Raw genomic sequence first — 12750 nt, 5'->3', positions numbered from 1 at the left:
ATACACACTATTTTAACAAAAGCCTTTTTTTGTAGAGGTGATAAAATCTATAAACATCTCTTCATATTTAGTAAACTCATAGTTCTTTCTAAAAGCAACATAATAATAAAAAGGAACGAATAAATCATTTATTTTGATTTGCTTAATAATATCTTTTGATAGTTCTTTTTGCATTGATAGTTTTGGTAAAAAAGAAAAACCATTTCCAGCTATTATAGAAGATTTTATAGCCTCAGGAGAATTCATATCATATATTATGTTTAAATCCTCTAAATATATATCTTTATCCCCTAAAGCTTTTTCAATAATAATTCTGGTACCAGAATTATTTTCACGAAGTATTAATGGAATTTCCTTTAGTTCATCTATAGAAATTTTCTCAGGTGTATTATCACAATTCCCTACTAATAGTAATTCATCTGTCGTTATGATTTTAGTATCTAAAGTATTTATTTCCGGATTATATTGGATTATTCCTATATTAATTGTGTGATCACATAATTTTTCAATTATTTTAGTGGAATTATCTAATTCTATATTAATATCTACCTCACTATGAAGCTTTTTAAATGTATAAATGCTACAAGGTAATGCGTATTCTCCAATACTTTTACAAGAACCTATCATTAGTTGAGGGGACTCTTCTTGTATATTTTTTAAATCCCTTTCCATATTTCCCTGAATAGATAAAAGGGTATGAGCGTAATCAAATATTATTTTACCTTCATCTGTTAATTTAACACCTCTATTGCTTCTTGTTAATAGACTTACCCCCAGTTCATTTTCTAGGTTCTGGAGCTGTATACTTAAGCCAGGTTGGGTAAGATGAAGACGTTTAGCTGCTTTGGATATACTGTTACATTTTACTGTTATGTAAAATGATTGTAAATATTCAAGGTTCATAATTTCACATCCTCAAATTTATAAAAGTAATAAAAAGTTAATTTATTATACTATTATATCATAAACCAATATATATTTAGTCCATTTAAGCTTAATAAAATTTTCATATATTATTTATATATAAGTAACTTTTATAGTGTATAAAACTTCTTTATTATTCAAAGTTTACGCAATAGATTATAATTTAATTGAGAAAAAGTTAACAATCTAAAATTTTACTATGTAAGAATTGGTTATATTAATATAGAGAATAGGAGAGGATATTAATACTTAAATTATTTGGAGATATAGTAAGTTACATTAGTAGTAGTTTATGGTATATATTTTTACCTTTTATTATATTTATTGCAATTTTTATAAATATAAAAACCAGGAAATTTTTTAATGTAATTAGTAAAAAAGATAAGGATAAATGGAATCTTTTAAATATAAAAGCTTCTTTATCTATTTCTTTGTCTTCTAAAATTGGAACTGGAGCCATTATAGGAGTTTTAGCTGCTATGTGGAAAACATCCCAAAATGGTATAGGAGGAGAAAGTATAGTTTTATGGGTAATTATTGGTATGTGTTTTTTAGTACCTGTTACTTATTCTGAGGTATTGTTTTCCCAAATTACAAAAAAAAATCCTAGAAAATTTATAGATCATTATATAAATAAAACCATGGGGGCTATATATGCTGTTTCTCTTGTAGTTTTATATTCTTTTGGGTTTGTGGGATTTCAAATGACAGGTATTCAAAGTGTAATAAATATATTTTCTAAACAAAATTTTGGGTATGAGTTTACTCAAAACAACAGACTATTTTTTATTGTTTTGCCTATAATTATAATTGTTACAATTATAGTTATAACTAAAAACTATAAGCTTTTTATAAACACATTAGGTTCTTTAGTAGCTTTAATAGTTTTAGCATATGGCTTGCTTTTTATAAGCTTTTTAATTTTAACTAAAGATTTTATTTTTCAGTATATAGATTATATTTGGAAAGACTTTATAAACATTAAATCAGTTTCAATAGGAATGCCTATTGGATTTATAATTGGGTTACAAAGAATTATTCAAATAAGTGAAACAGGGCTTGGAACCAGTGCTTTGGCTAGTTCAGATAGTAAAAACTCTCCCAGACGAGAGGCTCTACTTCAGACTATATCTACCATAATAACTACATTTATAGCAGTAATAATTACTTCATATATATTTACTTATGGAAGGTATAACTTAGATAATATTTCACTTACTGGTAATGGATTTGAAAGGATTTCTTCTTATTTGTATAGTGTAATTTCTGTAACGGGGTACTTAGGGGAAGGAATAATAATTATGTTCTTTATACTTTCAGGTTTAACAACAGTTTTAGGATCTTTTCATTTTCTTAACACAACTATTAGCATAAGTGAGAATAGAAGAATTGCTTTTTATATAGTTTTAATATCTTTATCTGGACTACTTAGTATCTCAAATTTTGATGTAATATTTGATGCAGCAGATTTACTAATGTTTATAGTTGCATCTATAAATATGTCAGCAATTTTTATATTTATAAATAAGGACATAAAGAGTTTCAAAATAAATTAGTGGAGGTATGTAAAAGTGAGTAAAAAATTTTTAATAGTTGGTGGAGTTGCAGGTGGAGCATCTACAGCGGCTAGATTAAGAAGACTTAGTGAAGAAGATGAAATTATAATGTTTGAAAGAGGCCCTCATGTATCATTTTCAAATTGTTGTTTACCATATCATTTAAGTGGTGTGGTGGAAGATGCAGAAAGCCTTGTTTTAATGAATCCAAATAAATTTTTATCACAATATAATATAGAAGCTAGAGTAAATAATGAAGTAGTATCAATTGATAGACATAAAAAAGAAGTTATAGTTAAAAATTTAGCAACAGGAGAAGAATATGTTGAAGCATATGACAAATTAATATTATCTCCAGGTGCAAAACCAATAGTACCACCTATAAATGGTATAGAAAAGGTAAACACTTTTACAGTAAGAAATGTTGTAGATATAGATAAATTAAATAAGTTCGTAAAAGGCTTAAAAAGTAAAAATGTATCAGTAATTGGTGGCGGATTTATTGGAGTTGAAGTTGCAGAAAACTTAAGAGAAGCTGGATACAATGTTACACTAATAGAAGCAATGTCACAGATCATGAAACCATTTGATTATGACATGATTCAAATATTACACAAAGAATTATATGATCATGGAATAAGATTAATAATTTCAGATAAAGTAAGTGCATTTGAAAAAGATACAGTTGTTTTAGAATCAGGAAAAAAAGTAGAAACAGAAGCTGTTGTTATGGCAATAGGAGTAGTGCCAGAAACTGAATTAGCAGTTAAGGCAGGACTTGAAATTGGTGAAACAGGAGCAATAAAAGTAGACCAAAACTATAAAACTTCTGATGAAAACATATATGCTGTTGGTGATGCCATTGAAGTATACAATCCATTAATAGGTAAAATGACTAAATTACCATTGGCAGGACCTGCTCAAAAACAAGCTAGAGAAGTAGCAGATCATATTTTTGGAATGTTAGTTTTAAATACAGGTTTCATAGGATCATCTGTAATTAAATGCTTTGATTATAATGCAGCTTCTACAGGATTAAATGAGGGAATGATAAAGGCATATAACTTAGATATAAAATATGAAGTAGTTAAAGTAATTCCAGGTGATAAAGTTGGTTTAATGCCAGGATGTGAGCCTCTTCATTTTAAACTTTTATTTGAAATACCAACAGGAAGAATATTAGGAGCCCAAGCTATTGGTAAAGGAAATGTGGATAAAAGAATAGATGTAATAGCAACAGCAATTAAATTCGGAGCGAAAATAAATGATTTAAGAGACTTAGAATTATGCTACGCTCCACCTTTTGGCACAGCTAAAGATGTGGTTAATTATGCAGGATATGTAGGTTCTAACTTGTTAAATGGAGTTTTTAAACAGGTGCGTGAAAGTGATGTAAGAGAGCTTATAGAAAACGGAGCATACATAATAGATGTAAGGGAAAAAAGTGAATACAAATTAAGTCATATTATTGGAGCAAAGAATATACCTCTTAGTGAATTAAGGGATAGAACAAATGAAATACCTAAGGATAAACCAGTATATTTGCATTGCAGAAGCGCTCAAAGAAGTTATAATGCTGCAATGGCATTAAAGCATTTAGGATTTGAAAATATTTATAATATTTCTGGTGGATTTATGGGAATTTGTTTTTATGAGTATTTTAATGATGAAACTACAGGAAGAGAAAAAATAGTAACTGATTATAATTTCCTATAATTAAAAAGGAGCATACTCCTATGCTCCTTATAAACAATATTTAAATGTTATTATCATATTTTATAATTTTTAGGGAATTAAAATAAATATTTAGAAGGGAAATTTATTTATGAAGAAAAAACAGATTTTTATTGGATTTGCACTTTTGATAGCTTTAGCTATATTTGCCTCTTTCCAATTTTCAAAAGATTATAGGCTTGCATTACATTTAATTATTGGATTAACAATTGGATATGTTATGCAAAGATCAAGATTTGGGTTTGCAGGTGGTATTAGAAAATTATATATAACGGGAGATAGCAGCTTAACAAAAGCACTAATGTTTTTATTTTCAATTACAATTATAGCAACGGCATCAATACATTATGGTGCACATGTTAATGGTGCGGATGTATATTATAGAGCAGTTAAATCAGGTGCGGCTATAATCCCTGGTTCAGATTTTGTAGAACCAGCTAACTTAGCAACTGTGCTAGGTGGTATTTTATTTGGTATAGGAATGATGCTTGGTGGAGGATGTGCTTCAGGAACTTTAACAGATGCAGGAGAAGGAGAAGGAAGAGGACTTATTGTTTTATTTTTCTTTGCAACAGGTGCTTTATGGGGAGCTCATGATATGCCTTGGTGGAAAGAAAGCATATTTTTCAAAGTACATAAACAGCTTTATTTACCAGATGTTTTTGGATATATGGGAACTATAATAGTTTCATTATTAGGATTTTTAGTAATATATATAATTGCCAAAAAATATGAAAGTAAAAGAAAAATAGAAAATAGTTTTCAATCACAAAAGTATGAAAACTGGGAAAAAGATATGCCAGAAAGTAAAGAATATAAGTTTTTTAGCCAATATACTTATCATAAATTTTTTGTAAAAAGATGGTCTTATTATACCGGTGCAGTATGTATTATGATTATGTTCATTACAATATTAGTAACCACAGGGACAAGCTGGGGAGTAACAGCTGTATTTGCAGATTGGGCAGCTTGGTTTTATCAATCTTTAGGAATTTTAGATGTATCTACTTGGAGCTGGTTTGCAGGAAGAATGGATGGAATTCGTGGAGGTTTTTTCAATGACCCAGGTTCCATGAGAAATGCAGGTATTATTTTGGGTGCATTATTATCACCATTACTAGCTGGACATTTTTCATTTAAGAAGAGTTTTAAATTTAGAGATGTTGTGTATTATGCTATAGGTGGATTATTAATGGGATATGGTGCAAGAATTGCTTTAGGATGTAATGTAGGAGCATTATACTCAGGAATTTGTAATATGTCTTTATCAGGATGGGTATTTTTACCTTCACTAACACTTGGGGGAATACTTGGAGTAAAATTTTCAAAAAAAATTAAGCTAACAATTTAATAATGTGATTTACTAAATTTAGTTAAATATAAAATAAAGGTTATCTATAAAAGGATAACCTTTATTTATTATCTTTATGTCTTAAATTTTATAACTAAATATAAAGTTTATAATATTTTAAGTTTTAAAATTAGAATAAAAAATTAGCTTTGAGGAAAGTTAATTTAGAAAGGAGAGAGTAGTTTGGGGAAAAATAAAAGTAAAAGCAGGGAAATAGATTTTGGGGATTTACCAAGTAATTATGTATTAAAAGTACGGGATGCCTTAATACTAAATGAAAGAAAAGGAAAAGATGCTACATCAGAAGAGATATTAAATAATAGTAACCTTAAAAATAAAATAGATAAACAAATTGGAAAAAATAGTATCTATTAAATAAATTGTTTTACTATAAAAAAGCTATTTTTTCATTAAAATTATTGTGAAATATAATTAGATTATTATGTTTCACAATTTTTTAATCAAAAAATTTATTTAGGAAATAATATTTTGAATTTATGGGGAATTACATACTATTTTTTACATTGATAAAATTATGTTTAGATGGTATAATTTTTAAGCGTTTACATATAAAATTTAATAAAATAATTTAAGGTGCTCGAAAGAGATAATAGGGAAAAAGTATAAAGACTTTGCAGCCCCCGCTACTGTTAACAGGACGAAATTCATATACCACTGTCTTAGGATGGGAAGGTGAATATTAGGATGATTGGAAGCCAGGAGACCTGCCTAAAATTAGGAACTAATAACTTCGGAGGGAGGTTTGATAGTATTTTACATAAGTTATTAAAATATATAATAGAACTGTAAGCATACTTCCGGTGAGGTACGCTTTATTTTTTTGAAAAATACTATTTAAATTTGCAAATTAGATTAATTTACAATTAAATATTAAAATTTGGAGGTAAAAATGAAAAGATTAAAAAAATATATAGTAATTATACTAACAATATGTTTATCTATCTCAATATTTGGCTGTGGTAATAAAAACACTATTGAAACGGATAAAAAGGTTTCAAAGTCAGAGAATAAGCAAGGTACTAAGTATCCATTGATTATAGAAAATTATGATGGTTATATTGAATCAAATAAAGGTGCATTAGTAAAACAAACATTTAAAAAAAGACCAAAGAGAATATTAAGTGTTTGTCAGGCAACTACAGAGGTACTAATTGCTTTAGGATTAAAAGATGATATTATAGCAACAGCTCATAGGAAAAGTCCTATTTATAAACCTTTTGAAAGGGAGTATAATAGCATAAAATTTTTAGGAGAAAGCTATCCATCTAAAGAAGTGGCACTTTCATTAGAACCGGATATAATTGTGGGCTGGGGAAGTCTTTTTCAGGGAGATGCTTTAGGCAGTGTACTGGATTGGCATAAAAGAGGTATAAACACTTACGTAATGCAAAACACTGTTCCAATTTCGGGAAATAGAAATGTAAATTGGGTTTTAAAAGATATTGAAAATTTAGGAAAGATTTTTAATGTTCAGGATAAGGCTAAGAAGCTTATTAAAGATATTAAAGGAAGAATAAATAAAATAGAGGATAATGTAAAAAATTTAAAAGAAGAGGACAAGCCTAAAGTATTAACAGTTCAATTTATGTATGAAAATGAGTTTTCAGCTAGAAGCTCCTCTGATTTGACTGCTGATATTATTAGATTATCTGGTGCTACTTCTTTGGACGATAAACCAGGGAAACAAAGTCTTGAAGTAATGATTGAAAAAAATCCAGATGTTATTTTAGTTATTAATATGAATAATAGTCCAGCAAATAAAACAATAGAAGCTATGAAAAAGAACCCTAGTCTTCAAAAAGTTAACGCTGTAAAAAATAATAAATTCTTAATTATTGAGCATACAGCATTTTATTGTGGTAGCCTTAGAACTATTGATAGTATAGAAGATTTATATGAAATTATTCATAAAAAGTAGGGGAAATTGAAATGAATAAAAAAAAGAAATTTCCATTAGTTATAATAATAATTGTTTTAACTATATTATTAATTGTTTCAATGATAGTTTCAATTACCTTTGGAGCCGTGCCAATTAAATCATTAGATGTAGCAGAAATTTTATATTATAAAATTTTTAATGTGGGAACTAATAATGCTATAGAACTATTACAAAGTGCTAGGGCGGATATCATATGGAATATAAGATTTCCTAGAGTACTTATGGGAGCGGTAGTTGGAGCAGGTCTTTCACTTTCTGGCGTACTTATGCAAGCTATAGTAAGGAATCCGTTAGCTAATCCTTATATATTAGGAGTCTCTTCAGGGGCTTCTCTTGGAGCAACTATGGCAATAATGCTAGGTACATTTTCATGGCTTGGGTGTTATGGGGTGTCAATAGGAGCATTTATAGGTGCGATTATAACTTCAACATTTGTTTTTTTTATAGCTTTTTCAGGAACAGGTAAAGGAAATACTATTAAACTTCTTTTAGCGGGTATGGCTATAAATGCTATGTGTTCTGCTTTTACTAGTTTTATAATTTATACATCTAATAATACTGAAGGAATTAGATCCATAACATTTTGGACAATGGGTGGACTTACTAGCTCGTCTTGGAATATTATACCTATTCCTACTATAGTTGTGCTTATAATTTCTATAATTGCCATTACTCAATTCAGAGTTTTAAATGTTTTACTAGTTGGAGAAGAATCAGCTATAACAATGGGAGTAAATATTGTTAAATATAGAAAAATATACTTGATATTAAGTGCAACAGTAACTGGAATTGTTGTGGCTGCGTCAGGAACTATAGGATTTGTGGGACTTATTATTCCTCATATTGTAAGAATGATAGTAGGTTCCAATCATAAAAGAGTTATGCCAATTTCAATTTTATTAGGTGGAATTTTTCTTATTTGGTGTGATGTATTCTCTAGAATGTTTTTACAAAACAGTGAAATTCCAATAGGAATTGTTACGGGAATGATTGGTGGACCGTTTTTTATTTACATGATGCTCACCAAAAGTTATGGTTTTGGAGGTGAGTAAGTGAATATATCCGTAAAAGATTTATATGTTAAAATAGGCCACAAAACTATTGTAGAGAATGTAGGGATTGATGTAGGAAATAGAGAGTTTGTAGGAATTATAGGGCCAAATGGAAGTGGCAAATCTACATTGTTAAAAACCATATATCGTGCATTAAAACCTTATTGTGGAACAATAAAAATAGATAATACTTTAATTGAAAATATGCCATTAAAAGAATCTGCTAAAAAACTCGGAGTAATGACACAGGCTAGTAGTTTTAACTTTGATTTTACCGTGCAAGAAGTTGTTATGATGGGAAGAACTCCTCATAAAAAGATGATGGAACCTGATGATGAAAAAGATTATGAAATAGTTTATAAATCCCTAGAGATGGTTGGTATGTATAATTTAATGAATAGAAAATTTAATTCTCTTTCAGGAGGAGAAAAACAGAGAGTATTAATTGCTAGAGCGCTAAGTTGTGAGCCCAAAGCTTTAGTATTAGACGAACCTACAAATCATCTTGATATTTACTATCAAATTAGTCTATTAGATATTGTTAAAAATTTGAATGTCGAAATTTTTTCTGCTATACACGATTTAAACCTTGCAGCTACTTATTGTGATAAAATATATGTTATGCAAAAAGGAAGTATTGTAAAGTATGGTACTCCTAAGGAAGTATTTACATCAGAACTTTTAAAAAAGGTTTTTAATGTTAATGCTATAATTGAGGAAAATAATAAAACGAATAAAATAAACATTATATATACAGGTGTATAGAAAAAATTCATAAATAAGACCACTATGAAGTATCATAGTGGTCTTTATATTAAAAATGATTTTATTGAATATAAAGGGAATAGTAATGGTTTAAGATAAATATATAATGTAACAAGGATTTATAATGTGGGGGGATATATTATGTTGTATAGGGAATTTGGGAAAACAAAAGAGAAGGTTTCAATTTTAGGATATGGGTGTATGAGGTTACCTTGTGTTTCAAATAATAACAAAAGTGTAGACGAAAAAGAGGCTATAAAACAAATTAGGTATGCTATTGATAATGGGGTTAATTATATAGACACTGCCTATATATACAATGAGGGTATAAGTGAGTGTGTAGTAGGAAAAGCTTTAAAAGATGGATATAGACAAAAGATTTATTTGGCAGATAAGCTGCCATCTTGGCTTATAAAAAGTAGAGAGGATATGGATAAATGCTTAAATGAACAATTAGAAAAACTTAGTACAAATTATATAGATTTTTATCTTTTGCACGCATTGAATAAAGAGTACTTTGAAAATTTAAAGAAGAATAATGTGTTTGATTTTTTAGAAAGTGCCGTTTCTAGCGGAAAAATAAAGTATATTGGTTTTTCTTTTCATGATGAGTTAGACATATTTAAAGAGATAGTAGACTATTATCCTTGGAGTTTTTGTCAAATACAATATAATTATTTAGATAAGGATTATCAAGCTGGAGAAGAGGGTTTAAAATATGCATCACAAAAGGGTTTAGGTATAGTTATTATGGAACCATTAAGGGGGGGAAGCATTGCTACAAATATCCCAAAGCATATTAAAGATATTTGGGAGGAGTATAGTGGTGGTAAAAAAAGTCCAGTATATTGGGCATTGAAATTTTTATGGAATTATCCACAAATACATGTAGTATTAAGTGGTATGAATAATATGGACCATATAAAAGAGAATATTAATATTGCTAATAAAACAAAGGCAAACTCTTTGAATAAAGAAGAATTAAACTTAATAGAAAAGGTTAAAAAAGAATATGAATCTAAGATAAAAATAAGGTGTACAGGGTGCAATTATTGCATGCCTTGTGATCATAATGTGGACATACCGAATGTATTTAAGACTTATAATGATGCTTATATGTTTGAAGATATTTCTGGTATGAAGGATAAATATAATAAATTTTTAGAAGGAAAAGCTTCAAATTGTATTAAGTGTGGTAAATGTGAAAAGAGTTGTCCTCAACATATTCAAATTAGAAGGGAGTTAGAGAAGGCAATAGACTTATTTGAAAATAATAAATAAACTTTTGACAAGTTTATTTAATTTTCATATAATAAGTAACAATAACCTTCGTATAAGTCCAAAAATATGGTTTGGGCGTCTCTACTATACTACCGTAAACAGTATAACTATGAAGAACTTAAGCCAGTGGAAGGTTAAATACTTTTAAAAGGCGGATTAAGTAATGGATAAATTTATTTTTACAAAACAAATAAAAGCAGCAGCAAAAAATGAATTATGTGATTTAGTTATTAAAAATATAACAATTGTGGATGTATTTCAAAATGATAGTTTTATAAGTGATGTGGCTATAAAAGATGGTTATATAGTTGGCATTGGAAATTACGAAGGAAAAAACAATGTAGAAGGTAGTGGGAAATATATATGTCCAGGTCTTATAGATGCTCATGCTCATATAGAATCCTCTTTAACCACTCCTGATGAGTATTATAAAGCAGCTCTTAAACATGGAATAACTTCTATTATTACAGATCCTCATGAAATAGCAAATGTTTTAGGTATTAATGGCATAGAGCTTATGATGAATTTAAGTGAAAATCTTCCTTTGGATTTTTATTTTATGTTGTCCTCTTGTGTTCCTGCTACAGATTTTGAAAGTTCTGGAGCAAGACTTAAAAGTGAGGATTTATTACCTTTTTATAAAAATGATAAAGTATTAGGATTAGCAGAGATTATGAATGCCCCTGCAGTATTTAATTGTGATGAGGACATGATAAATAAAATATGGGATGCAAAAGATAAGGGATTAGTTATAGATGGACATGGGGCTGGTTTCGATGAGACTATGATTAATACATATGCTACGGCTAATATTATTACAGACCATGAGTGTCATAATGGGCAGGAAGTTATTGAAAGATTAAGAAGGGGCATGTATGTATTAATAAGAGAAGGAACTGTAGCTAAAAATCTTAAGGAACTAATTAAGGTTGCCAGTATAAAAAATTCAAGAAGAATTTGTTTTTGTACAGATGATAAGCACATTGATGACTTAATAAAAAATGGAAGCGTAGATAATTCAATAAAAATGGCTATAAAGCATGGTTTAAAACCTGAAACAGCTATACAAATGTGTACACTTAATACTTCAGAGTGCTATAAATTAAAACACAAGGGTGCTATTGCCCCAGGATTTATAGCAGATTTTATTATACTTGATAATTTAGAAGACTTTAAGATAAATTCAGTTTATAAAAATGGAAAATTAGTAGTATCTGAAAATAAATTATTATGTGATATAGATAAAAAAAATGTTAAACAGTATATAAAAAATAGCATTATACTTCCAAAGCTTGATGAGAATAGCCTTTTTATAAGCTTAAAGGATAAAAATATTTTAAACGCTATAAAAATTATACCAAACAAGTTAGAAAGTAAGCATTTAAAAATTAGTATTAGTGATCTTAAAGATAAAGAAAAGTTTGTAGCGGATTTAGAAAAGGATTTAATTAAGATAGCGGTAATAGAACGTCATAATGGTACTTCAAATATTGGACTGGGAGTTATTAATGGTTTAAATATAAAAGAAGGTGCCATTGGAACTACAATAGCGCATGATTCTCATAATATAATTTTAGCGGGATGTAATGACGAAGATATGATATTTGCAGCAAATAAGCTAAAAGATATTGGTGGAGGAATAATAGTTGTTAAAAATAAAAAGGTTCTTGCCTCAATTCAACTTGAGATAGGAGGACTTGTAACAAGAAGGGATTGTAAGGAAATTATAACGGATCTTAATTCTTTACATAAAGCTGTAAATGAAATAGCACCCAATATTAATTTTAACCCCTTTTTAACTTTATCTTTTTTATCTTTACCAGTAATTCCTGAATTGAAAATAACAGACAAAGGACTTTTTGATGTAACTAAATTTCAGTTTATAGAAGCAGCAAGTAAGTAATGAAGTAATAAAAAAATAAATATTATTGATTTGAAGGGTTGTCTAATTTAAGACAACCTTTTTAGATTTGTACTTATAGAATATTTTACATATAAATTTCTATAATTTTGAATAAAAGTAAATGTAAAGATTTACTAATTAATTATAACAAAAATTGGAATGTGAAAAGTTTATAAATATAATAAAAATTATGTTTATAAATCGTTATTATTTTGATATTATAA

At 28.3% G+C, this 12750-nt stretch carries 10 protein-coding genes and 2 riboswitches; of the genes, 9 read left to right on the top strand and 1 reads right to left on the bottom strand.

The features are described 5' to 3' along the window. Positions 1 to 12: 12 nt before the first annotated feature. The gene (locus tag EJL03_RS12340) at positions 13 to 903 is read right to left on the bottom strand and encodes a LysR family transcriptional regulator (RefSeq protein WP_125154275.1); all 891 of its coding nucleotides are present in this window, start codon (positions 901 to 903) and stop codon (positions 13 to 15) included. A gap of 260 nt (positions 904 to 1163) precedes the next feature. Between EJL03_RS12340 and EJL03_RS12335 the strand changes: the two genes are divergently transcribed. The 9 genes from EJL03_RS12335 to ade all read left to right on the top strand — a co-directional run bounded on the left by EJL03_RS12335 (position 1164) and on the right by ade (position 12526). After that, complete coding sequence (locus EJL03_RS12335) at positions 1164 to 2480, top strand: alanine:cation symporter family protein (protein WP_341472431.1); 1317 nt, start codon at positions 1164 to 1166, stop codon at positions 2478 to 2480. A gap of 15 nt (positions 2481 to 2495) precedes the next feature. After that, on the top strand, positions 2496 to 4196 hold the full coding sequence (locus tag EJL03_RS12330; RefSeq protein ID WP_125154273.1) for an FAD-dependent oxidoreductase: 1701 nt from the start codon (positions 2496 to 2498) through the stop codon (positions 4194 to 4196). A 109-nt stretch (positions 4197 to 4305) separates the two neighbouring features. Further along, a complete protein-coding gene (locus tag EJL03_RS12325) occupies positions 4306 to 5565 on the top strand; it encodes a YeeE/YedE family protein (RefSeq protein WP_125154272.1) in 1260 nt (419 codons plus the stop codon). A 183-nt stretch (positions 5566 to 5748) separates the two neighbouring features. Beyond that, complete coding sequence (locus tag EJL03_RS12320; protein ID WP_125154271.1) at positions 5749 to 5940, top strand: hypothetical protein; 192 nt, start codon at positions 5749 to 5751, stop codon at positions 5938 to 5940. A gap of 200 nt (positions 5941 to 6140) precedes the next feature. Then, a riboswitch (cobalamin riboswitch) is annotated at positions 6141 to 6312 on the top strand. A 163-nt stretch (positions 6313 to 6475) separates the two neighbouring features. Beyond that, positions 6476 to 7504 carry an ABC transporter substrate-binding protein gene (locus tag EJL03_RS12315; protein WP_125154270.1) on the top strand — a complete coding sequence of 343 codons (1029 nt, stop codon included), beginning with the start codon at positions 6476 to 6478 and terminating at the stop codon, positions 7502 to 7504. A gap of 11 nt (positions 7505 to 7515) precedes the next feature. Beyond that, positions 7516 to 8577: a FecCD family ABC transporter permease gene (locus EJL03_RS12310; protein ID WP_125154269.1), complete on the top strand. Its 1062-nt coding sequence runs from the start codon at positions 7516 to 7518 to the stop codon at positions 8575 to 8577. Next, a complete protein-coding gene (locus tag EJL03_RS12305) occupies positions 8578 to 9342 on the top strand; it encodes an ABC transporter ATP-binding protein (protein ID WP_125154268.1) in 765 nt (254 codons plus the stop codon). It abuts the gene before it with no gap. A gap of 141 nt (positions 9343 to 9483) precedes the next feature. Further along, positions 9484 to 10623 carry an aldo/keto reductase gene (locus EJL03_RS12300; protein WP_125154267.1) on the top strand — a complete coding sequence of 380 codons (1140 nt, stop codon included), beginning with the start codon at positions 9484 to 9486 and terminating at the stop codon, positions 10621 to 10623. 28 nt (positions 10624 to 10651) lie between these two features. Beyond that, positions 10652 to 10753: riboswitch (purine riboswitch) on the top strand. A gap of 33 nt (positions 10754 to 10786) precedes the next feature. Beyond that, positions 10787 to 12526 (top strand): adenine deaminase, encoded by a 1740-nt coding sequence (gene ade, locus EJL03_RS12295; RefSeq protein ID WP_125154266.1) that lies wholly within the window; start codon positions 10787 to 10789, stop codon positions 12524 to 12526. Positions 12527 to 12750 lie beyond the last annotated feature (224 nt).

The organism is Clostridium rectalis (assembly GCF_900626095.1).
In the GTDB taxonomy this organism is placed as follows: domain Bacteria; phylum Bacillota; class Clostridia; order Clostridiales; family Clostridiaceae; genus Clostridium_AS; species Clostridium_AS rectalis.
This window is presented reverse-complemented; position numbering and strand designations above follow the sequence as displayed.